Here is a 21,117-nt window from a genome sequence, read left to right on the forward strand (position 1 = left end):
GGCGGATGGCCGCGCTCGTCGATTTGAGGAACCTCCGAGAAGGCCTGGCAGCGCGTGGCACTCAGGCAAGTTGCTCGCGCAGCATCCGCTTGAGCAGCTTGCCGCCGGCATTGCGCGGCAAGGGCGTGTCGGACCAGGTGATGGTCTCGGGCACCTTGTAGTCGGTCAGGCGCGCGCGGCAGTGGGCGCGCACGGCCTCGTCGTCGCGGGCCAGGCCGGGCGCGTACAGGAAGGCGTGCACGCGCTCGCCCAGCACCGGGCAGGGCCGCCCGACGATGGCGGCCTCGACCACGCCGGGCAGCGCCACCAGGCAGTGCTCGACCTCGACCGAATAGATCTTGAAGCCGCCGCGGTTGAGCATGTCCTTCTTGCGGTCGAACAGACGCACGAAGCCTTGCGCATCGATGCTGCCCAGGTCGCCCGAATGCCAGTAGCCCTCGGTGAAGTTGGCGGCCGTGGCCTCGGGGTTGTCCCAGTAGCCGGGCACGACCATGGGGCCGCCGATCCACAGTTCGCCGCTCTCGCCGGGCGGCAGGTCGCGGCCCGCGTCGTCCACCACGCGCACCTGGGCGCAGGGCAGCGCGATGCCCACGCTGTCGGCATGCGCGCGCGTGAGGCCGGGCGGCATCATGGTGGTGGGCGAGGTGGTCTCGGTCGCGCCATAGGCGTTGATGAGCGTGAGGCCGGGCAGGCGCTCGGCCATGGCGTCGATGGCCGACACGGGCATGGGCGCGCCGCCATAGCCGCCGATGCGCCAGCTGGCCAGCCGCGCGGCATCGAAGGCCGGCTGCAGCAGGCACAGCTGGTACATGGCCGGCACCATGAGCGTGTGCGTGACGCGCTCGGTCTCCAGCAGCTGCAGGAAGGCCGGCGCCTTGAACTCGGACAGCATCACCACCGCGCCGCCGATGTGCACCATGGCCGCGATGATGGCGATGAGGCCCGTGACATGGCTGGCCGGCACCGCCAGCGCCGAGCGGTCGCCCGCGCGCAGGCCCATGCACAGTTCGTAGTGGCGCACCGAGTGCGCGACGTTGAGGTGCGTGAGCATGGCGCCCTTGGGGCGGCCCGTGGTGCCCGAGGTGTAGAGGATCAGCGCGGTGTCCTGCTCGCGGACGGGGGCAGCGTCCCGCACGTCTCCGCGCAGGCTGGACAGGGGCAGGGCGCCGGGCGCCTCGCCCACGACCAGGCGCAGCCGCAGCCGCAGGCCGGGCACCTCGTCGGGCGAGGGAATGCGTTCGGCGAGCCCTTCGTCGAACACGATGGCGCAAGCACCGCACTGCTGCAGCATGTAGGCCAGCCCCGGCCGCTGTTCGCGCTCGCCGATGGGCACGGCGATGGCGCCCAGGCGCTGCACCGCGAACAGCACGGCCATGAACTCTGGCCGGTTGCCCATGAACAGCACGACACGCTCGCCGGCCTGCACGCCCAGTGCGGCCAGGCCGCCTGCGATGCGTGCGACTTCGGCGTCGAGCGCGCGGTAGCTCCAGCGCTGGCCGTTGTGGACCACCGCGTCCTGGCCGGGGTACTGGGCCACGGCGCGCTCCAGCAGCGCGTGCATGCTGGGCGGACGCTCGGCGAAGCAGCGCACCACGCGGTCGCCGTAGACGGCCTCTTCGCGCATGGCCGGCAGTTCGGTGGTGTGCCAGCGCGTCATGCTGCGGCCTCCGTGGGAACGGCATTGGCGCCGCGCTCGATCACCACCTCGGCATCGACCAGCTTGCGCGAATGGTTGAGGTCGGATTGCGCGATCAGCACCGACAGCGCGCCGCCGCGCAGCCCGGCGATGACCTCGCCCAGCCGCATCGACAGGGCCGGCGCCACGCCCTCAAAGGGCTCGTCCAGCAGCAGCAGCCGCGTGCCCACGCCCAACGCGCGCGCCAGCGCCACCAGCTTCTGCTGGCCGCCCGAGAGCAGCAGCGCACGGCGGTCGCGCATCGGTGCCAGTTCGGGCAGCACGCCGTAGATGAAGTCGAGCCGCGCGCGCGTGCTGCGCATGCCGGTGGCCCACAGCGGGATCAGGATGTTCTCTTCCACACTGAGTTCGGGCACCAGGCCACGGTCTTCAGGCATGTAGCCGATGCCCAGCGCGGCGCGCGCATGGCGCGGCACGCTGGCCAGGTCCTGGCCCTCGAAGCTGATGCGGCCCTGCGAGGGCGTGAGGTGGCCCATCACGGTGCGCAGCAGCGTGGTCTTGCCCGCGCCGTTGCGGCCGATCAGGCCGACCATGGATTGCGCGGGCACGGCCAGGCGCAGGCCGCGCAGCACCTGCACCGAGCCGATGGCCACGTGGGCGGATTCGACGATCAGCATGTGTTCTCCTGTGCAATGGCTCGCGCGACACGTCGTTGGCACCACCAGCCGCGACCCAGCTCTGAAGGCCGCGGAGCAGGCCATGCCAGCGGACGCCGCGGAACGGGCTCCGCCCGGCCGCTGGCGGCGCCCCTTGAGGGGTATGGAATGTCTACACGAAGTGAGACATTCAAACGGGGTGGTCTCATGTCAGTGCAGGGTGCCGGTGACGTAGCGGCGCACGTCGTCGGCGGCCAGGGCCACGGCCGGCACGTCGTCGGCAATGATGCGGCCGGCGTAGAACGCCACCACGCGGTCGGCGTAGCGGTCGACGATGTCCATGTCGTGCTCGACGAACAGCACGGTCATGGCCTCCTGGCCCAGCGCGGTCATGATGATGTCCATCATGGGGAACTTCTCCTCGGCGGCCACGCCGCTCGTGGGTTCGTCCAGCAGCAAGAGGCGCGGCTGGCCGGTCAGCGCCATCGCGATGTCGAGCAGCTTGCGCACGCCGCCGGGCAGCTCGGCCACGCGGCGGTCGCGGTGCTCGGTCAGCTGGAAGCGCTGCAGCAGCGCGTCGGCGCGGTCCACCGCGTCGCCGCGGCGCGCCGGCTGCCAGAACGACAGCCGCTGGCCGTGGCATGCGTTGGCCACCAGCATGTTCTCGAGCACCGTGAGTTCGGCGAACAGCTGCGGGATCTGGAACGAGCGCGCCACGCCCAGGTGCGTGATGGCGCGCGGCGCAAGCCGCGTGATGTCGCGCCCGCCCAGCTCGATGCTGCCGGTGTCGGGCTTGAGGTAGCCCGTCACCATGTTCACGAAGGTGGTCTTGCCGGCGCCGTTGCTGCCGATCAGGCTCACGCGCTGGCCGGCCAGGATGTCGATGCTGAGGCTGCTGGCCGCGACCACGGCGCCGAAGCGCTTCTCGATGGCGCGGGCGCGCAGCAGGATGTCGTCGCTCATTTTTTCTTCATCCACAGGGAGCCGATGCCGCCCGGCAGGAAGCGGATCATCAGCAGCAGGAACAGGCCCAGCGACAGCTGCCAGGTGTTTGGAAAATACAGGCTGGAGAACGAGCGCACCACCTCCAGCAGCGTGGAGGCCACGAACACCGCCAGCACGCTCTGCGAGCCGGCCAGGATCGCGACGAACACGAACTCGCCCGACGTCGTCCAGTAGCTGAAGTTGGGGTCGATGTGGCCCAGCGACATGACGGTCAGCGCGCCGCCGCAGCCGCCTGCGAACGCCGCCATGCCGAAGTTCAGCGCCACGGCCTGGCGCACCGAGCCGCCCAGGTACTCCACGCGCAACTCGTTCTCGCGCACGGCCTGGGCGATCAGGCCGCGCGTGGAATCGAAATACACGCGCGCCAGCAGCGCCAGCACGCCCGCCACGAAGACGGTGACGCCGTACAGCACGTAGGCCACGCGCTCGTCCGACAGCGTCTGGCCCAGCAGCGTGGCCCGGCCCATGTTGAAGCCGTCGGAGCCGCCCAGGCTGGTGGTCTTGACCAGCACGCCGTAGCAGACCATGGACAGCGCCAGCGTCAGCATGGCGAAGAAGATGCCGCGGTAGCGCGCCAGCAGCGGTGCGAACGGCAGCGCGACCAGCACGGCCGCCAGCCCGCCGACCAGCGTGAGCAGCAGCGCGTCGGTGATGCCGAGCTGGTTGAAGCACAGCGCGCCGGCGTAGCCGCCGATGGCGAACACCAGCCCCTGGCCGAAGGACACGACGCCGCTGCGCATGAGCAGCACGATGCCCAGCGAGACCAGGCCGTGCGAGGCAGCCATGGTCAGCAGAAACACCAGCCAGCGCGGCAGGAACGCGCCGACGGCGATGAGCGCCACCAGCAGGCCGAGGCCGACCCAGAGCACGGTGCGCCCGCGCAGGCCGGTGGCCGGGCGTGTCACCGCAGGAATGGGAAGAGAAGCGGTCTTCATCAGATCTTCCTTGCCTGGATGCGCTGGAACAGGCCTTCGGGCCGGAACACCAGCACCAGCGCCATGACCACGTAGATGGCGAACAGCTCGACCTGCGGCGCCAGGTGCACGGCGCAGGAGCGGGCCAGGCCGACGATCAGCGCGCCGATGGCCGCACCCTCGATGCTGCCCAGGCCGCCGATGATGACGACGGCGAACGAGACGATGATCACGCCCACCGAGATGCCCGGCTGCACCGAGATCAGCGGCGCCGTGAAGGCCCCGCCGATGCAGGCCAGGAAGATGCCCACCGCGAAGGCCAGCATGTACACGCGCGACACGTTGACGCCCATGCTGGAGGCCACCTCCTCGCTGTGGATCACGGCCAGCACGATCTTGCCCTGGCGCGTGCGGTTCAGGCCCCACCAGACCGCCACGCCGACCACGGCCGCCAGCCCCATGAGCATGAAGTCGTAGCCCACGTAGATCTGCTCGCCGATCTCGATGTTCCCGAACATCGCGTAGGGCTCGGACACGTAGTACGGGTTGGCACCCCAGATCAGCTTGGTGATGTCTTCCAGCATCAGGAACAGCGCGTAGGTGACGAGCACCAGCAGCACCTCGTCGCGGCCGTAGAAGAAGCGCAGCAGGCCGCGCTCGGTCAGCGGCGCGACCAGCGCGGCGACCGCCACGGCGGCCAGCAGCATGGCCACCAGCGACCATTCGGGCGCCAGCTTGAGCGTGGCGAACCAGCCCACGAAGCTGGCGGCCGCATAGGCGCCCAGCGCGTAGAAGCTGCCGTGCGCGATGTTGAGGATCTTCAGCACGCCGAACACGAGCGTGAGCCCGAGCGCGACGATGAACAGCCAGGAGGCATAGCTCAGGCCGTCGACGAGGATGGTGATGGCGGTGGTCATGGCCGGATCGGTGAAGGAGGAGCAGGCCCCGGCCGGGCCGGCATGCCGGCCGGCCGGGGATGGCAGCGGCTAGGCGCCGCTGGTCATGCGCACGTCACTCGCACTTGGCACCGGCCATGCCGCCCTTGATCCAGTCCTCGGACTTCATGCCAGCCGGCGGATTCACGCACTCGGCCGGGAAGCGCTGGATGTCGTCCAGCACCACCATCTTCTTGGCCGCATCGAAGCGCGTCTTGCCGATGGCCGTGGGCTGCGTGGCCTGCTGGCCATCGCCCAGCGTCATGCGGATGCGGCCGCCGGGCGCGTCCCACTCGCTGCCCTTGAGCGCGGCGGCCAGCTGCTCGGACGTGGGCTTCTTGCCGCCATTGGCGGCCATGGCCTTCTCGGCCGCGAGCTTCAGGCCCAGCAGTGCCTGCGCCATGCGGTACGGGGCCTGGGCCGGGTAGGTGCTGTAGCCGGTCTCGTAGAGCTTCCACCACCAGTCGTTCAGCGGGCTCTTGGGCGCCAGCAGGCCGTAGGCGCCGCGGGCGCCGAGGATGGTGCCGTCAGGCATCTTGTCGCCCAGCGGCGTCAGCACGTGGTCGGCCGCCGACAGCACGACCTGCGAGCGCTTGAACAGGCCGCGCGGGCCGGACTGCAGCACGAAGGCCTGCAGGTCGCCGCCCCACAGGCTGGAGTGCGTGATGTCGGCACGCTTGGAGGTCAGGGCCGAGATCTCGGTGCCGTACTGGCCGGCGCCGAACTTGGGCAGCAGGTCTTCGCCGACCTTGGCCTGCGGGTAGAGCTGCGCCATCGCGGCCTTGAAGTCGGCGCGCGAGTCGTGGCCCCAGGCGTAGTCCTGGTTGATGAGGTTGTAGCTCTCGGCCTTGATGTTGCGCGCCTTGAGGTAGCGCGCCAGCGCCACGTTGTCCATGGTGCCGTGCGAGGCGGTGCGGAACACGTAGCTGTACTTGGCGTCCTCGAACACGCGCGGCGTGCCGCAGTCGTACAGGATCAGGAACTTCTTGAGCTCCTCGGCCACGGGCGCCACGGCCAGGCAGTCGCCCGAACTCACGTAGCCGACCACGGCGTCGACCTTCTCGCGGTCGTACAGGTTCCGCAGCTCCTGCACCTGCTTGGTGGCGCCGCCGTTCTCGTCGACGTAGACGGCCTCGATCTTCATGCCGCCAAAGCCGGCCTTGTTGTAGGGCGCCGGTGCCTCGCCCTTGTTGAAGGCCTCGACCAGCACCTTGGCGCCGTTGACGGCCGGGATGCCGAAGCTCTCGGCCGCCTGGCCCGAGAGGAAGCTGACGATGCCGATCTTGAACGTCTCCTGCGCCTGCACCGAGGCGGCCAGTGCCGTCAGGACGAAGGCGCCGGCCAGGCGGGCGGTGCGCGAAACCATCTCATGTCTTTGCATTGCTTGTCTCCTGCTTGTGGTGATGGAACGGGAACGGTCGGGAACGGCTAGGGCGGCGGGGCGATGGGCGCGGCCATGTCCAGGCCGGTCATCTCGAAGCCCTTCTTGAAATCGACCATGTGCTTGCGCGTCCACTCGGCGGCGGCGGCACCGTCGCGGCGCTGCAGCGCGTCCAGGATGCCGCGGTGCGCGGCCAGGTTGCGCGCCTTCGACTGCGGCAGGCGCTGGTGGATCTGCAGCAGCGTGGGGTTGTAGAGCAGGCTGATGGGTTCGCGCGCCAGCATCAGCGGGCGGTTGCGGCTGGCCCGGCCGACCAGGGCGTGGAACTCCACGTCCAGCTCCACCAGGCGCTGGTCCTGCGCCAGCGTGCCAGTGCCTTCGGCCTGCAGCGCGGCCGTCAGTTCGGTGTTGCGCGCGAGTTCTTCGAAGTCGGCCGGCTCGGCGTGCTCGGCCGCCAGCTGCGAGGCCAGCGGCTCCAGCGTCACGGCCACCTGCCAGAGTTCGGCAAAGGTGGTCTGCTGCAGCATCAACAGGCGCGCGGTGCGCGGCGCCAGGTCGTACAGGCCGGGCAATGCGACGAACAGCCGGCGGCCTTCGCGGCGCTGCACCAGGCCCTCCTGCTCGACCTGGCGGATCGCCTCGCGCACGGTGGAGCGGTGCACGCCGAAGCGCTCGGCCAGGCTTTGCTCGGTGGGCAGCGGCATGCCGGGGCGCAGCTGGCCCGACAGGATGGAGCGCTCGATCTCGGTCGATACCTGCTTGTAGGCAGGCGCCAGCTGCAGGCGGCTGAACATGGAGGCGTCCTCGCGCGGCCGGGCCGGCGCGCTGCCCTGGATGTCGGACGCTTCGTCGGCCTCGCGGCGCGGCGCACGGGTGCTGCCAGTCAAGCCAGGTCTCCTCGTCCCCGCCAAGGCGGTTTTTGTTTGTCGGACAATCGGATTGTTGGCATTCGCAACGGTGTCAACCAGCGGGTTTTCCCGCGACGCGCCGCACGCGATTCGCTCTCGAAAAGTCACAACTGCGTGACCTTTGCATGCCATTCGGGGGGCCATTTGCGAGGTCTACAATCGCGCTCCCCTTGAACACGTCAGGCGGGTGTGCCGGGCGAAGAGGTCCGCAAGCTCGCCTTGAGGAGACGCCAACATGGCAAGCCCTTCGACCCCGGTGAGCACCGAAGACAAACGCGCCGAGCTGCGCCGCGCAGCGCTCGAATACCACGAGTTCCCGACGCCCGGCAAGATCTCGGTCACGGCGACCAAGCAGCTCGTGAACCAGCGCGACCTGGCGCTGGCCTACTCGCCCGGCGTGGCCGCGCCTTGCGAGGAAATCGTCAAGGACCCGAACGCCGCCTTCAAGTACACCGCCCGCGGCAACCTGGTGGCCGTCATCTCCAACGGCACGGCCGTGCTGGGCCTGGGCGACATCGGCCCGCTGGCCTCCAAGCCGGTCATGGAAGGCAAGGGCGTGCTGTTCAAGAAGTTCGCCGGCGTCGATGTGTTCGACATCGAGATCGACGAGAAGGATCCGCAGAAGCTGGTCGACGTGATCGCCGCGCTGGAGCCCACCTTCGGCGCCATCAACCTGGAAGACATCAAGGCACCGGACTGCTTCTTCGTCGAGCGCGAGCTGCGCAAGCGCATGAAGATCCCGGTGTTCCACGACGACCAGCACGGCACGGCCATCACGGTGGCCGCCGCCATGCTCAACGGCCTGAAGGTGGTGGGCAAGGACATCGCCGAGGTCAAGCTCGTGACCTCGGGCGCCGGCGCCGCAGCACTGGCCTGCCTGAACCTGCTGCTCAAGGTGGGCCTGCAGCGCAAGAACGTCTGGGTGACCGACCTGGCCGGCGTGGTCTACCACGGCCGCACCGAGCTCATGGACGAGGACAAGGCGCAGTACGCACAGCCCACCGAACTGCGCAAGCTGGGCGAGGTGATCGAGGGTGCCGACGTGTTCCTGGGCCTGTCGGCCGGCGGCGTGCTCAAGCCCGCCATGGTTGCCAAGATGGCGCCCCGGCCGGTGATCTTCGCGCTGGCCAACCCGAACCCGGAAATCACGCCGGAAGACGCGCGCTCGGTGCGCGACGACGTGGTCATGGCCACCGGCCGCACGGACTACCCGAACCAGGTCAACAACGTCCTGTGCTTCCCGTACATCTTCCGCGGCGCGCTGGACTGCGGCGCCACCACGATCACCGACGAGATGGAGATCGCGGCGGTGCACGCCATCGCCGACCTGGCGCAGGCCGAGCAGAGCGAAGTGGTGGCCGCCGCCTACGTGGGCGAGAAACTGAGCTTCGGCCCCGAATACCTGATCCCCAAGCCGTTCGACCCGCGGCTCATGATGAAGATCGCCCCGGCCGTGGCCCAGGCCGCGGCCGCCTGCGGCGTGGCGCTGCGCCCGATCCAGGACATGGACGCCTACCGCGACCGGCTGCAGAGCTTCGTCTACGCGTCCGGCAACATCATGAAGCCGATCTTCACGGCCGCGAAGAACGCCAGCAAGAAGCGCGTGGCCTACTCCGAAGGCGAGGAAGAGCGCGTGCTGCGCGCTGCCCAGATCGTGGTGGACGAAGGCATCGCCCGGCCCACGCTGATCGGGCGGCCGAGCATCATCGCCCAGCGCATCGCCAAGTTCGGCCTGCGCCTGCGCGAGGAGCTGGACTACGACATCGTCAACGTCGAGCAGGACCACCGCTACCGCGACTTTTGGCAGACCTACCACCGCATGACGGAGCGCCAGGGCATCACGCAGCAGGTCGCCAAGATCGAGATGCGCCGGCGCCTGACGCTGATCGGCGCCATGCTGCTGCACAAGGGCGAGGTGGACGGCCTGATCTGCGGCACCTGGGGCACCACGCACAACCACCTGCACTACATCGACCAGGTGATCGGCAAGCGCCCCGGCGGCTGTGACAGCACAGCGCAGGACGTGCCGATCTACGCCTGCATGAACGGGCTGATGCTGCCGGGCCGCCAGGTGTTCCTGGTCGACACGCACGTCAACTACGACCCGAGCGCCGAGGAACTCGCCGAGATCACGACCATGGCGGCCGAGGAGATGATGCGCTTCGGCATCAAGCCCAAGGCAGCGCTGTTGTCGCATTCCAACTTCGGCACCAGCAACCACCCCAGCGCGGTCAAGATGCGCCGCACGCTGGACCTGCTGCGCACGCAGGCGCCCTGGCTCGAAGTGGACGGCGAGATGCACGGCGACGTGGCCCTGGATGGCAAGCAGCGCGCGGGCATCATGCCGCACTCCACGCTGGCGGGCGACGCCAACCTGTTGGTCCTGCCCAACATCGACGCGGCCAACATTTCCTACAACCTGCTCAAGACAGCGGCCGGCGGCAACATCGCCATCGGCCCGGTCCTGCTGGGTGCCGCCAAGCCGGTGCACATCCTGACCGCCAGCGCCACCGTGCGCCGCATCGTCAACATGACGGCCCTGACCGTCGCCGACGCCAACGCGCAGCGCTGACCTCCGCCGGCCAAGCAAGCACTAACTTGGTGCGATGCGAAGCCCTTGCGGCCCATGCCTGTTTTTTGGGCATGGGCCTTGCGTTTGCGGAGCCCTTGGGGCACACTAGCGCGCTTCGATCCGGGGGTTAACCCGGAGCCCGCGCACGAAGCCGTGCGGTCTGTGCGCCAGTTCTTCTTTCCCATGTTGTCCACGATTTGCCACCCCTTCAGCCGTCCGCTTTGGCGCGGTTTGATGGCGGTGGTGCTGACGGTTTGCACTGTTTCGGTGCAGGCCCGGACTTCGGCCGATGGCGCCACGGTGGCGTTGGACGCCCTGCCAAGGGAAGGTCAGGCGACCTACCAACGCATCCTGCAAGGCGGGCCGTTCCCGTACGAGAAAGACGGCACCGTGTTCTTCAACCGCGAGCGCCTGCTGCCGGAACACAAGCGGGGCTACTACCGCGAGTACACGGTGGCCGGAGAAGGTGCACGCAGCCGCGGTGCGCGGCGCATCGTCTGCGGCGGCCAGCGGCCGACGGTGCCGGATGGTTGCTACTACACCAGCGACCACTATGCGAGTTTTCGCAAGATCGCGCCGTGAAGGTCGGGCGATTCTTGTTTTTGTGAGACCGAGGTATTTTGATGACCAACGTTAAAGCGGAGCTGGACCAGCCTCTGCGTACCGTGCGAACCAACATCGTCCAGTCGATCCGGGCGTTTCGCGTAGCCGATCTGCAGGAGGCTGCCCAGTCCATGGGCCACCATTTCCTGTACGCCAACCTGGCCAATGCTCAGAGCAAGCAGGACGTGCTCGACCTGATCGCGCAGCAATTCACGTTCCCGACGCACTTCGGCAAGAACTTCGATGCGCTGTACGACTGCATGACCGACCCGCTGCACAAGTCGGGCCCGCAGCCCGGCTTCATCGTCGTGCTGGAGCAGATCCCCGCGAACGCCAAGTTCGACAAGGAAGCGCGCGAGCAGCTGCTGGACATCTTCCGCGACGCTGCAGACTACTGGGGCGACCGCAAGATCCCGTTCCGCTGTTTCTATTCTTTTCTGTAGCCCGTTCCGCACACACCAGCCAAGCGGAACGGGCGAACGAGGCCCAGCAGGACGACGCCGTTGCCGGCATCGCCCTCACCAGCACGACCACGGCAACCAGCACCACGGAATCGGGCGAGAAGATGCCCACCGACAAGCTGGTCGACGTCTCGCCCCTGGCGCTGCGCATGAGCAGCCCCTTCAACGCGGGTTACTGGTTGGCAGCAGCCTGAGGCGGCAGCCACCGGTTCCAGGATCGACGCCCGTCAGCCGACGGGCGTTTGTCATTGCGGGGCCTGCGCCTGTGCCAGGGCCACGTATTGGGCCACGGGCACTTCCTCGGCCCGGCGCTGCAGGTCGAAGCTGCCGCCGAACTGGCGCGCCTCCAGCCACCGGCCCAGGCTGTGGCGCAGCAGCTTGCGGCGCTGGCTGAAAGCCACCTGCACCAGCTCGCTGAGCAGCTTCACGTCGAGCTGCGGCGGCTCCGCCAACGGCTCCATGCGCACCACCGCGCTGTCGACCTTGGGCGGCGGATCGAAGCTCTCGGGCGGCACGAACAGCACGTCTTCCATCGTGTAGCGCCACTGCAGCATCACGCTGAGCCGGCCATAGGCCGCGGTCGCCGGCGTGGCCACCATGCGGTCGATGACCTCCTTTTGCAGCATGAAGTGCTGGTCGCGCACCACGTCCACGTGCTCCAGCAGGTGGAAGAGGATGGGCGTGGAGATGTTGTAGGGCAGGTTGCCCACCACGCGCACCTTCTGGCCTGCGCCAGCGGCCAGGGCGGTGAAGTCCACCTTGAGCACATCCGACTCGACCACCGTGAGCTGGGGATGGCGGCGCAACCGCTCGGCCAGGTCGCGGTCGAGTTCGATGACCGTGAGCCGGCCGACGCGCTCGACCAGCGGCTGGGTCAGCGCCGCCAGGCCCGGGCCGATCTCGACCATGGGATCGCCCGGCTGCGGCGCAATCGCCCGCACGATGGCGTCGATGACGCCCGCATCCGACAGGAAATGCTGGCCGAAGCGCTTGCGCGCGATGTGCTTCACGTCCGGCTCGCTCGGCTCACTGGGGCGCCTGGCGCAACTCGACGTAGGCGCGGCCGCGCAACTCCTGCAGCCAGCTTCGGTAGGCCTCGTCCATCTTGCGTTCGCGCACCAGGTTGCGGGCCACCTCGCGCTGCTCGCGCGGGTTCAGCTGGTACTGGCGCCGCTCCAGCAGCTGGATCAGGTGCACGCCGAAGCGCGAGACGATGGGTTCGGAGATCTCGCCCGGGCGCAGGGCATCGAGCACTTCCTCGAACTCGGGCACGAACTGGCCGGGGTTGGACCAGCCCAGGTCGCCGCCCTGCGCCGCGCTGCCGTCCTGCGAACTGGCTTGGGCCAACGCGGCGAAATCGGCCTGGCCAGCCACGATGCGACGGCGCATGCCGGCCAGGCGCTCGCGCGCGTTGGCCTCGGTCTGCTGGGCATCGACGCGCAGCAGGATGTGGCGGGCATGCTGCTGCGTGATGCTCTGCAGCGCACCGGCCTGGCGCTTGTCGACCACCTTGAGGATGTGGAAGCCCGCGCCGGAACGCACCGGCTCAGTGATCCCGCCGACGGGCAGCTGGGCCGTGGCCTGCAGGAAGAGCTCGGGGTAACGGTCGGGGCTGCGCAGCCCCATCTCGCCGCCGGCCGCCGCGTCCGTTCCGTCGGAGAAGCTGCGCGCCAGGGCCGCGAAGTCCTCGCCGGCACGGGCACGCTTCTCCACGTCCTGTGCACGCGCCTGGCGCTCGGCCACCTGCTGCGGCGTGGCGTTCTCGGGCACGGCCACCAGCACCTGGGCCAGGTTGATCTCGGTCGGCGCTGCGGGCGCGGTGTCCGTCTGCTCGCGCAGGAACTGCTCGACCTCGGCATCGCTCACGCGCACGCGCGCATCGAGCTCGCGGTCGCGCAGGCGCGACATCAGGATCTGGTCGCGCAGGTCGTTGCGGAATTGCGTCGTCGTCATGCCGTCCAGCACGATGCGGCGGCGCAGTTCGGCCACGTCGATCTGGTTCTGCCGCGCGACGTTCTGCTCGGCCAGGTTGATGGCGGCCTCGTCCACCTTCAGGCCCATTTCGCGCGCCTGCTGCAGCTGGGCGCGTTCCACGACCAGGCTCTCCAGCGCCTGCCGCGACAGCTCGGCCTGGGTCGGCATGCGGCCGCCCTGCTGGCGCAGCTGCTGCACCACGCGGGCGGTGCGGCGCTGCACCTCCAGGTTGGTGATGGGCTCGGAATTGACCACCGCCACGATGAAGTCGGACTGGCGCGCCGCGCCCTGTGCCAGGGCCACGGAGGGCACGGCGGTCCAGCAGGCCGCGGCCAACGCCAAGGCCGTCAGGAAGGAGGCGGGCGCCGTGCGGCGCTTGGACTGTTGCATCACTCGTAGGAGCCGAAACGGCTCGATGTGGTCACCTGCTCGCGCAGGAACTGGTAGCGGGGAATGTTGTCGCGCAGCGTCTTGAGCGGGCTGGAGCCCAGGCGCGCCAGGCCGACGAACTCGATCTGGAACATGATCTTGTTGTTGGCAGCGGCATTGGAACGCTGGATGCGCTCGACCACGATGCGGCCGATCCAGCAATCGCCGTCGTACTCCAGCCCCATGATCGAGTCCACGAACTGGCGGTCCTGCAGGCTGTAGGCCAGCCGGCCCACGCTGTACCAGCGGCCCGAGCCCAGGCCACGGCCTGGCCCCATGTCCTGGCCGCGGTCGCCCCACAGGTCGTTGAGCGGCCATTGCCAGCCGACATCGACCTGCTCGCTCTCCGGCAGTCCGCTGCTGGCGCGTTGCATGCGGTAGGCGGTGCTGACCACGCGGTAGTTGCCCGGGCTGTACTTTCCGGTCACGGTGAAGCGTTCCGAACGCCGCGTATCGGGGTTGTATTGCACGGTGGCGTCGGTGGACCACAGCGGGTCCCAGTTCACCGAGGCGCCGGCCAGGAAGTCGCTCACGCGGTCGTCGACCACCGAGCCGCCCGGCAGGAACACGCGCTGGTCCTTGAAGCGCAGGCGCTGCGCGACGCCGAAGCGCGCCACCTGGGCGCCCGTGTCCGGCTGCAGGAAACGCGTGTCCAGGCCCAGCGTGAGCACGTTGCTGTCGGAGATGCGGTCGTTGCCGGTGAAGGCGTTCTCGCTGTAGATGGTGCCGAAGTTGAAGTCGGTGGCGGTGGTGTCGTACACCGGCAGGCTGTTCTGCTCGCGGTACGGCGTGTTCACGTAGAAGGCGCGCGGCTCCAGGGTCTGGCGCCACGCGCGGCCGAAGAAGTTGGCGTCGCGCTCGAACACCAGGCCGCTGTCGATGCTGAAGGTGGGCACGCTGCGGCTGGCGCTGGTCGCGCCGTTGGCCAGCGGCGCGTCGAAGGTGTAGCGCGCGGCATGCAACTGCAGCTTGGGCGTGAAGAACCAGCCCGGCCGTACCCAGGGGTGGCTGATCTGGCCCAGCAGGAAGCTGCGCTTGGCGTCGGGCTGCAGCGTGTAGGTGCGGTCGGCCGAGAACTGGGTGTAGTCGGCATCGACCGAGAAGTCGAAGCCGGCGACGTCGTAGCGGGCATAGCGGCCCGTGACCTGGGGCAGCCGGTCGTAGGGCGGCGTGATGGGCGCGCTGGCGTCCTGCAGCGTCTGGTACTTGAGCGCCCGCAGCCCGGCGGAGAAATCGCCCTGCGCCCAGCGCAGGTTGGCGTCGGTGGTGCGCAGGCGGTCGGTCAGCGAGGTGGTGGTGCTGGGGAAGTCGCGCCAGTAGTCGTTGTCGCTGACGCGGTTGGCATCCAGCGAGAAGGCCAGGTTGCCGATGCCTTTCACGCCGGTCTGGATCACGCCCGTGTGCTTGGCCTCGTAGGACCAGCGCTCGCGGTCGCGCAGCTTGTCGGTGGGCATGTAGTCCAGCCGCAACTGCCCCTGGTAGGTCGGCTCCATGTAGCGGAACTCGCCGCCCATCATCACGCCGCGCTTGCTCATGACCGAGGGGTAGAACGTGGCGTCGCGGTTGGGTGCGATGTTCCAGTAGTAGGGCACCAGCAGCTCGACGCCGTTGAGGTTGTCCAGCGCCACCGTGGGCGGCAGGAAACCGGACTTGCGCGCGTCGCTGAGCGGGAAGGTGAAGGTCGGCAGCGCCAGCACCGGCACATCCATGAAGCGCAGCACGCCGCCCTTGGCCTCGCCCACGTCCTGCTCGGTGTCCAGGTTCATCGTGGTGGCCGTCAGCACCCAGTCGGGCAACCAGCTCGGGCCGGGCTGGCGCCGGCAGGTGGTGTAGGTGGCGTCGTGCAGCACCGAGCGCTTGTCGTCGATGAAATCGGCGCGGCTGGCCTGGCCGTGCGCACCGGCGCGCAGCAGCTGGTAGCGCGGGCTCTGGAAGAAGCCCTCGAAGGCATCGACCTTGAGCTCCAGCGCCGGGCCTTCGTAGACATCGCCCGCGCGGTTGATGCGCACGTGGCCCTGCGCCTTGGCCTGGTCGGTCGCCTGGTCGTATTCGAGCCGGTCGGCCTGGATCATGGTGTCGCCGCGCCGCATCATGGCGTCGCCTTCGATCACGGTCTCCAGGTCGGGCCGGCCCGAACTGCGCTGGCCGGAGAAGAAGGTCGGCAGCTGCCTGCGCAGTTCGGCCGGCACCTGCTCCGTCAGCTGCTCGCTGGGCTTGAGCCGCAGCGGCGCCGCATCCGTGGCAGCCTGCGCACGCGCGCCATCTGTGGCCAGCAGCAGCGCCAGCGCCGCGACCGCACCCGCCGCATGGCACAGGGCGAAACCGCCGACGGGAGAACGCTGTGGCAGGGCGAAGTGGACGGGAGGCATCGAAGAGATCAGGGACGGTCCGGGCATCCGGGGCAGTCTAGTGTTGGACGAAGGGGCGGGCCTGAAGCCGCCACCAGCCCCGGGGCTTGCCGGCAAGCCGGTTTGTAGAATCGATTATCCATGAGCCTGAAGACCGACCCCACCGGCGTGCCCGGCCCGCAAACGCCGCCAGCCGTGGCGTGGTCCGACCCGCAACGTGCGGCGGCGTTCCAGCGCTGGCTGGCCGGCATCGCGCCACGCCACCACCTCGTGCCCGCCACGCTGCAACCGGCCTCGGCCGACGCCAGCTTCCGCCGCTACCTGCGCATCGCCACCATGGATGGCGCCAGCCGCATCGTCATGGACGCGCCGCCCGACAAGGAGAACAGCGAGCCCTTCGTGCGCATCGCCGCGCTCATGCGCGAGGCCGGCCTCACGGTGCCCGAGGTGCTGGAATGGGACCAGGGCGGCGGCTTCCTGCTGCTGTCCGACCTCGGCACCCAGACCATGATGCAGGGCATGGACCGGGCCAGCGCCGCCGCCAACGCGGGCCGCTACCGCCAGGCCATCGATGCGCTGATCGCCTGGCAGCTGGCCTCGCGCCCCGGCGTGCTGCCGGCCTACGACGAGGCCGTGCTGCGGCGCGAACTGGCGCTGTTCCCCGACTGGTACCTCGCAAAGCACCGCGGCGTGGTGCTGGACGACGCCCAGCGCGCCACGCTGGAGCAGGCCTTCGGCGCCATCGTGGCCGAGAACCTGGCCGCGCCCAGCGTCTACGTGCACCGCGACTTCATGCCGCGCAACCTGATGCTGCTGCCCGGCGACGCCACGCGCCTGGGCGTGCTGGACTTCCAGGATGCGCTGTACGGCCCCATCACCTACGACATCGCCAGCCTGCTGCGCGATGCCTTCCTGAGCTGGGACGAGGACTTCGTCCTGGACGTCACGGTCCGCTACTGGCAGGAAGCCCGCAAGGCCGGCCTGCTGGGCGCGAACAGCGCCACGGGCTGGGGCGACGACTTCGGCGCCTTCTACCGCGCCGTCGAATGGATGGGCCTGCAACGCCACCTCAAGGTGGCCGGCATCTTCGCGCGGCTCACGCTGCGCGACGGCAAGCCGCAATACCTGGCCGACACGCCACGCTTCATCGGCTACATCCGCGCCACGGCCGGCCGCTACCGCGAGCTCAAGCCCCTGCTGCACCTGGTCGACCAGATCGAAGGCACCCAGGCTGTCACCGGCTTCGCCTACGGCCGGATCTAGCCTGCCGTGCCGCGCATCCACTGCCCATCGCCGCTGGCCACCGGCGCCGCGCTGGCATTGCCGGCCGGCGCTGCACGCCATGTGCAGGTGCTGCGCCTGCAACCCGGCGACGTGCTGACGCTGTTCAACGGCGCCGGCGGCGAGTTCGAGGCCACCGTGACGCAGATGGGCCGCAGCGATGTGCAGGTCAGCGTCGGCGCCCACCGCGCCATCGAGCGCGAGGCCGCGCAGGCCGTGCACCTGGCCGTGGTGATGCCGGCCAACGACCGCATGGACTGGCTGGTCGAGAAGGCGGCCGAACTCGGCGCGGCCAGCATCCAGCCCCTGGTGTCGGCGCGCAGCGTGCTGCGCCTGCATGGCGAGCGCGCGGCCAAGAAGACGGCCCACTGGCAGGCCGTGGCCGTGGCCGCCTGCGAGCAATGCGGCCGCAACCGCGTGCCGGCCGTGCACCCGGTGGCCGAACTGGCGCCCTGGCTGGCCCGGCCGGCCGCCGCCGATGCCGGCATGCGCCTGCTGCTGTCGCTGCGCGAGGGCGCGCGCACGCTGCGGCAGCTGGCACCGCCTGCCGCCGTCACGCTGCTGAACGGCCCCGAAGGCGGCCTCGCGCCTGATGAAGAAGACCTGGCCATCGCCGCCGGTTTCGCGCCGCTCACGCTCGGTCCGCGCGTGCTGCGCGCCGAGACCGCACCGCTGGCGGCGCTGGCGCTGCTGAACGGCTGAGACGCGGCACGCCATGAACCGCAACCTCTGGCTGCTCGCGCTGTGCCAGGCGCTGTTCCTGGTCAACAACGTGACCTTCATCGCCATCAACGGCCTGGTCGGCTGGTCGCTCGCACCGCTGGGCTGGATGGCGACGCTGCCGGTCATGGGCTATGTGGTCGGCGGTGCGCTGAGCACCGGCCTCGTGGCGCGCACGCAGCGGCGCTGGGGCCGCAAGCGTTCGTTCCTGCTGGGGCTGGCAGTGGCCTGCGGCTCGGCACTGCTGTGCATGGTGGCGGTGCTGGCCAAGGACTTCTGGCTGCTGTGCGGCGCCACCGTGGTCGCCGGCTACTACAACGCCAATGCCAGCCTGTACCGCTTCGCCGCGGCAGAGCTGGCCGCCGCGCCGCAGCGCGAGAAGGCGGTGTCGCTGGTCATGGCCGGCGGCCTGTTGGGCGGCGTCGTGGGGCCCAACCTGGCCAATGCCACGCGCGACTGGTTCGCGGTGCCGTTCGCCGGCGCCTATGTGGCGCTGGCCGTGGCCGCCGTGCTCTCGGCCGCGCTGCTGGCCGGCATCCGCTTTCCGCCCGCACCGGCCGCGCAACGGGGCGGCGGCGGCCGGCCGCTCGGCGCGATCGTGCGCCAGCCCGTGTTCATCGTCGCGGCACTGGCGGGCTCACTGGGCTTCGGCATCATGAACCTGCTGATGGCGGCCACGCCGCTGGCCATGCAGCAGTGCGGGCTGCCGTTCTCCGCCGCCGCGCTGGTGCTGGAGTGGCATGTGATCGGCATGTTCGCGCCGGGCTTCTTCACGGGCCACCTGATCAAGCGCTACGGCACGCTGCCCGTCATGGGCGCGGGCCTGTTGCTGAACCTGGCCTGCATCGCCGTGGCGCTGTCGGGGGTGGAGCTGCACCACTTCCTCGTCGCCCTGTTCGCGCTGGGCGTGGGCTGGAACTTCCTGTTCACGGGCGCGACCACGCTGTCGCTGCAGGCCTATACGCCCGACGAAAAGGACAAGGCCCAGGCCGTGCTGAACTTCTGCATGTTCGCCACGCTGGCGCTGACCTCGTTCGCCTCGGGCGTGCTGGTCACCACGCGCGGCTGGACCCTGCTGAACTACGGCTCGCTGGTGCCGGTGGCACTGACGGCGTCCGGCCTGCTCTGGCTGGCCCTGCGCCACCGCACGCAAGCCGGCTGAAGGCGGCACGGCCCGCGGCGGCGCCGGCCGTCAAATGGTTGCACATGCCCGCAGGCGCGCGCCGCACAATGCCACCCCTTTGTTCTACACACGCGAGGCAACCATGGGCCTTCTCGATTCCGTGCTCGGTTCCGTCCTGAATGGCGGCCAGTCTCCCCAGCAGCCTGGCGCCCACGCCAACGCCGAGGGCGGCCTGGGCGGCATCCTGGGTGCGCTGGCCAGCAACCCGCAGCTGCTGCAGGTGCTGATGGGCCTGCTGGCCGGTGGCCAGGGTCGCCCGGCCCAGGCGGGCGGCGGCCCGCTGGGCGGCTTGGTCGAGCAGTTCCAGCAGGCTGGCCTGGGCGACGTGCTGGGCTCGTGGATCGGCACGGGCCAGAACCGTCCCGTCTCGGCCGACCAGCTGGGCCAGGTGTTCGGCCAGGACAGGCTGTCGGAGCTCGGCGGGCAACTGGGCATCGGCGGCGGCGACCTGGCGAGCCAGCTGTCGCAGATCCTGCCCGGCCTGGTGAACCGGATGACGCCGCAGGGCCAGCTGCCGCAGCCCGGCGAGGGCGGCGGCAACGAGGGCCTGTTCGGAATGCTGGAAGCCTTCGGCCAGCGCCGCTGAAGAGGCCTTACGCAGCCGGGAAGGCCGCGATCACCTGCGCCACGGCGGCCGTGAGCTTCTTGGCGTAGGGCACGTGCAGGAACTCGTTGGGGCCGTGGGCGTTGCTTTTGGGACCCAGCACGCCGCAGACCATCATCTGTGCCGAGGGAAAACCTGCCGACAGCATGTTCATGAGCGGAATCGTGCCGCCCTGGCCGATGTAGCCGCAGGGTGCGCCGAAATGCGCCTGCGAGGCCGCGTTCAGCGCGTTCTCGAACCAGGGCGCCGTGGCGGGCGCATTCCAGCCGGTGGCGCCGCCTTCGCCCTGGAAGGTCACCCGGGCCTGGTAGGGCGCGTTGTCCTCGAGCAGGGCCTTGAGTTCCTGCACCGCCGCGCCCGCCTCGACCAGCGGCGGCAGGCGCAGCGAGAGCTTGAAGGCGGTGTAGGGTCGCAGCACGTTGCCGGCGTTGCGCAGCTCCGGGAAGCCCTCGGCGCCTGTCACCGACAGCGTGGGCAGCCAGGTGCGGTTGAGCAGCGCCTGCACCGGGTCGGTGGTGGTGGGCAGCGCGGTCTGCACGGCGCCACCGCAGTCGTAGTGTGCCCAGGGGAAGCGCTTGTAGATCTCCTCGCCCAGGATGGCAGCCGTGGCCTGGGCCTGGGCCAGCCGCTCGGCGGGCACCTCGCAATGGAAGCTGGCGGGCAGCAGGCGGCCGGTGGCGCTGTCCTCGAGCCGGTCCAGCACCTGGCGCATGATCCGGAAGCTCGACGGCACCAGGCCCGATGCATCGCCCGAGTGCACGCCCTCGGTCAGGATCTCCACCTTGAGCACGCCGCTGGCCATGCCGCGCAGGCTGGTGGTGAGCCAGAGCTGGTCGTAGTTGCCGGCGCCCGAATCCAGGCAGACCACCAGCGCCACGTCGCCCAGGCGCGGGCGCAATGCATCCACATAGGGCAGCAGGTCGTGCGAGCCGCTTTCCTCGCAGGTCTCGATGAGGCCGACGATGCGCGGGTGCGGCGCGTTCTGCGCCTTGAGCGCCTGCACGGCCGCGATGCTGGCGTAGACCGCGTAGCCGTCGTCGGCACCGCCACGGCCGTAGAGCTTGCCGTCCTCGTACTTGGGCGTCCAGGGGCCGAGGCCCGAGCGCCAGCCGTTGAACTCGGGCTGCTTGTCCAGGTGGCCGTACATCAGCACGGTCTGCGCGGTCTGGGTGCCGCTGGCCGCGACCTCGAAGAACAGCACGGGCGTGCGGCCTTCCAGGCGCACGATCTCCAGCTTCAGGCCGGGCACCTTCTGGGCCTCGACCCAGGCCGCGGCGTTGCGCAGCACGGTGTCCAGGTAGCCATGCTGGGCCCAGTCGGGGTCGAACGAAGGCGACTTGGCCGGGATGGCGATGTAGTCGGTCAGCTGGCGGACGATGTCCTCGTCCCAGGCCCGCGTGGCATGGGTCAGCGCGGCGGTGGCATCGAGCACGTTGGCGGGAACACGGGCGTTCATGGCGGGGCACTCCAGGGCGCAAAGAGGGCATTGCACCACAAGGGGCGGGCG

At 69.6% G+C, this 21,117-nt stretch carries 18 protein-coding genes; 7 read left to right on the forward strand and 11 right to left on the reverse strand.

The window, feature by feature from the left end; translation table 11 throughout:
- Window positions 1-61: 61 nt before the first annotated feature.
- The 7 genes from ASF44_RS02180 to ASF44_RS02210 form a co-directional block, all read right to left on the reverse strand.
- Window positions 62-1,657 (reverse strand): class I adenylate-forming enzyme family protein, encoded by a 1,596-nt coding sequence (locus ASF44_RS02180; RefSeq protein WP_056897514.1) that lies wholly within the window; start codon window positions 1,655-1,657, stop codon window positions 62-64.
- Window positions 1,654-2,313, reverse strand: coding sequence for an ABC transporter ATP-binding protein (locus tag ASF44_RS02185; protein ID WP_056897515.1), 660 nt, complete (start codon window positions 2,311-2,313; stop codon window positions 1,654-1,656). The genes ASF44_RS02180 and ASF44_RS02185 overlap by 4 nt, the downstream gene beginning before the upstream one ends.
- 189 nt (window positions 2,314-2,502) lie before the next feature.
- The gene (locus ASF44_RS02190) at window positions 2,503-3,255 is read right to left on the reverse strand and encodes an ABC transporter ATP-binding protein (protein WP_056897516.1); all 753 of its coding nucleotides are present in this window, start codon (window positions 3,253-3,255) and stop codon (window positions 2,503-2,505) included.
- Window positions 3,252-4,232, reverse strand: a complete 981-nt coding sequence (locus tag ASF44_RS02195) for a branched-chain amino acid ABC transporter permease (protein ID WP_082524466.1) — start codon at window positions 4,230-4,232, stop codon at window positions 3,252-3,254. The genes ASF44_RS02190 and ASF44_RS02195 overlap by 4 nt, the downstream gene beginning before the upstream one ends.
- Entirely contained in the window at window positions 4,232-5,128 is an 897-nt protein-coding gene (locus ASF44_RS02200) for a branched-chain amino acid ABC transporter permease (protein ID WP_056897517.1), read from the reverse strand. The genes ASF44_RS02195 and ASF44_RS02200 overlap by 1 nt, the downstream gene beginning before the upstream one ends.
- A gap of 94 nt (window positions 5,129-5,222) precedes the next feature.
- Window positions 5,223-6,512: an ABC transporter substrate-binding protein gene (locus tag ASF44_RS02205; protein WP_235579103.1), complete on the reverse strand. Its 1,290-nt coding sequence runs from the start codon at window positions 6,510-6,512 to the stop codon at window positions 5,223-5,225.
- A gap of 62 nt (window positions 6,513-6,574) precedes the next feature.
- Window positions 6,575-7,414 (reverse strand): FadR/GntR family transcriptional regulator, encoded by an 840-nt coding sequence (locus ASF44_RS02210; RefSeq protein WP_056897519.1) that lies wholly within the window; start codon window positions 7,412-7,414, stop codon window positions 6,575-6,577.
- 256 nt (window positions 7,415-7,670) lie between these two features.
- Here ASF44_RS02210 and ASF44_RS02215 point away from each other — a divergent pair, with 256 nt between their 5' ends.
- From ASF44_RS02215 to ASF44_RS02225, 3 genes are all read left to right on the forward strand, one after another.
- Window positions 7,671-10,007: an NADP-dependent malic enzyme gene (locus ASF44_RS02215; RefSeq protein WP_056897520.1), complete on the forward strand. Its 2,337-nt coding sequence runs from the start codon at window positions 7,671-7,673 to the stop codon at window positions 10,005-10,007.
- Between the two features lie 234 nt (window positions 10,008-10,241).
- Window positions 10,242-10,589 (forward strand): ribonuclease domain-containing protein, encoded by a 348-nt coding sequence (locus ASF44_RS02220; protein WP_082524468.1) that lies wholly within the window; start codon window positions 10,242-10,244, stop codon window positions 10,587-10,589.
- Between the two features lie 41 nt (window positions 10,590-10,630).
- On the forward strand, window positions 10,631-11,053 hold the full coding sequence (locus ASF44_RS02225) for a barstar family protein (RefSeq protein ID WP_369802150.1): 423 nt from the start codon (window positions 10,631-10,633) through the stop codon (window positions 11,051-11,053).
- A gap of 263 nt (window positions 11,054-11,316) precedes the next feature.
- Here ASF44_RS02225 and rsmA read toward each other — a convergent pair whose 3' ends face one another.
- The 3 genes from rsmA to ASF44_RS02240 are packed head-to-tail and all read right to left on the reverse strand — an operon-like array spanning window position 11,317 to window position 15,843.
- Window positions 11,317-12,081: a 16S rRNA (adenine(1518)-N(6)/adenine(1519)-N(6))-dimethyltransferase RsmA gene (gene rsmA, locus ASF44_RS02230; RefSeq protein ID WP_056897521.1), complete on the reverse strand. Its 765-nt coding sequence runs from the start codon at window positions 12,079-12,081 to the stop codon at window positions 11,317-11,319.
- Between the two features lie 16 nt (window positions 12,082-12,097).
- Entirely contained in the window at window positions 12,098-13,435 is a 1,338-nt protein-coding gene (locus tag ASF44_RS02235) for a peptidylprolyl isomerase (RefSeq protein WP_056897522.1), read from the reverse strand.
- Complete coding sequence (locus tag ASF44_RS02240) at window positions 13,435-15,843, reverse strand: LPS-assembly protein LptD (RefSeq protein WP_156374325.1); 2,409 nt, start codon at window positions 15,841-15,843, stop codon at window positions 13,435-13,437. Before ASF44_RS02240 ends, ASF44_RS02235 begins: the two co-directional genes overlap by 1 nt.
- Before the next feature lie 120 nt (window positions 15,844-15,963).
- On the opposite strand from ASF44_RS02240, the gene ASF44_RS02245 reads away from it, so the two are divergent.
- The 4 genes from ASF44_RS02245 (at window position 15,964) to ASF44_RS02260 (ending at window position 19,592) form a co-directional block, all read left to right on the forward strand.
- Entirely contained in the window at window positions 15,964-17,085 is a 1,122-nt protein-coding gene (locus ASF44_RS02245) for an aminoglycoside phosphotransferase family protein (protein WP_056897523.1), read from the forward strand.
- A 6-nt stretch (window positions 17,086-17,091) separates the two neighbouring features.
- Complete coding sequence (locus tag ASF44_RS02250; protein ID WP_056897524.1) at window positions 17,092-17,805, forward strand: 16S rRNA (uracil(1498)-N(3))-methyltransferase; 714 nt, start codon at window positions 17,092-17,094, stop codon at window positions 17,803-17,805.
- A 13-nt stretch (window positions 17,806-17,818) separates the two neighbouring features.
- Window positions 17,819-18,985, forward strand: coding sequence for an MFS transporter (locus ASF44_RS02255; RefSeq protein ID WP_056897525.1), 1,167 nt, complete (start codon window positions 17,819-17,821; stop codon window positions 18,983-18,985).
- A 103-nt stretch (window positions 18,986-19,088) separates the two neighbouring features.
- Window positions 19,089-19,592, forward strand: coding sequence for a YidB family protein (locus ASF44_RS02260; RefSeq protein ID WP_056898167.1), 504 nt, complete (start codon window positions 19,089-19,091; stop codon window positions 19,590-19,592).
- A 7-nt stretch (window positions 19,593-19,599) separates the two neighbouring features.
- Here the strand turns inward: ASF44_RS02260 and ASF44_RS02265 are convergent, their stop codons facing one another.
- Window positions 19,600-21,066 carry a M20 family metallopeptidase gene (locus ASF44_RS02265; protein ID WP_056897526.1) on the reverse strand — a complete coding sequence of 489 codons (1,467 nt, stop codon included), beginning with the start codon at window positions 21,064-21,066 and terminating at the stop codon, window positions 19,600-19,602.
- Window positions 21,067-21,117: the final 51 nt, after the last annotated feature.

This window comes from Pseudorhodoferax sp. Leaf274, from assembly GCF_001422445.1.
GTDB lineage: Bacteria > Pseudomonadota > Gammaproteobacteria > Burkholderiales > Burkholderiaceae_C > Pseudorhodoferax.

Bases quoted from the DNA above. Each gene is read 5' to 3' on its own strand.
- ASF44_RS02200 (WP_056897517.1), bottom strand. From the start codon at position 5,128: ATGACCACCGCCATCACCATCCTCGTCGACGGCCTGAGCTATGCCTCC.
- ASF44_RS02245 (WP_056897523.1), top strand. From the start codon at position 15,964: ATGAGCCTGAAGACCGACCCCACCGGCGTGCCCGGCCCGCAAACGCCG.
- ASF44_RS02215 (WP_056897520.1), top strand. From the start codon at position 7,671: ATGGCAAGCCCTTCGACCCCGGTGAGCACCGAAGACAAACGCGCCGAG.
- ASF44_RS02220 (WP_082524468.1), top strand. From the start codon at position 10,242: ATGGCGGTGGTGCTGACGGTTTGCACTGTTTCGGTGCAGGCCCGGACT.
- ASF44_RS02255 (WP_056897525.1), top strand. From the start codon at position 17,819: ATGAACCGCAACCTCTGGCTGCTCGCGCTGTGCCAGGCGCTGTTCCTG.
- ASF44_RS02195 (WP_082524466.1), bottom strand. From the start codon at position 4,232: ATGAAGACCGCTTCTCTTCCCATTCCTGCGGTGACACGCCCGGCCACC.
- ASF44_RS02190 (WP_056897516.1), bottom strand. From the start codon at position 3,255: ATGAGCGACGACATCCTGCTGCGCGCCCGCGCCATCGAGAAGCGCTTC.
- ASF44_RS02265 (WP_056897526.1), bottom strand. From the start codon at position 21,066: ATGAACGCCCGTGTTCCCGCCAACGTGCTCGATGCCACCGCCGCGCTG.
- ASF44_RS02260 (WP_056898167.1), top strand. From the start codon at position 19,089: ATGGGCCTTCTCGATTCCGTGCTCGGTTCCGTCCTGAATGGCGGCCAG.
- ASF44_RS02180 (WP_056897514.1), bottom strand. From the start codon at position 1,657: ATGACGCGCTGGCACACCACCGAACTGCCGGCCATGCGCGAAGAGGCC.
- ASF44_RS02185 (WP_056897515.1), bottom strand. From the start codon at position 2,313: ATGCTGATCGTCGAATCCGCCCACGTGGCCATCGGCTCGGTGCAGGTG.
- ASF44_RS02205 (WP_235579103.1), bottom strand. From the start codon at position 6,512: ATGGTTTCGCGCACCGCCCGCCTGGCCGGCGCCTTCGTCCTGACGGCA.
- ASF44_RS02225 (WP_369802150.1), top strand. From the start codon at position 10,631: ATGACCAACGTTAAAGCGGAGCTGGACCAGCCTCTGCGTACCGTGCGA.
- ASF44_RS02235 (WP_056897522.1), bottom strand. From the start codon at position 13,435: ATGCAACAGTCCAAGCGCCGCACGGCGCCCGCCTCCTTCCTGACGGCC.
- ASF44_RS02240 (WP_156374325.1), bottom strand. From the start codon at position 15,843: ATGCCTCCCGTCCACTTCGCCCTGCCACAGCGTTCTCCCGTCGGCGGT.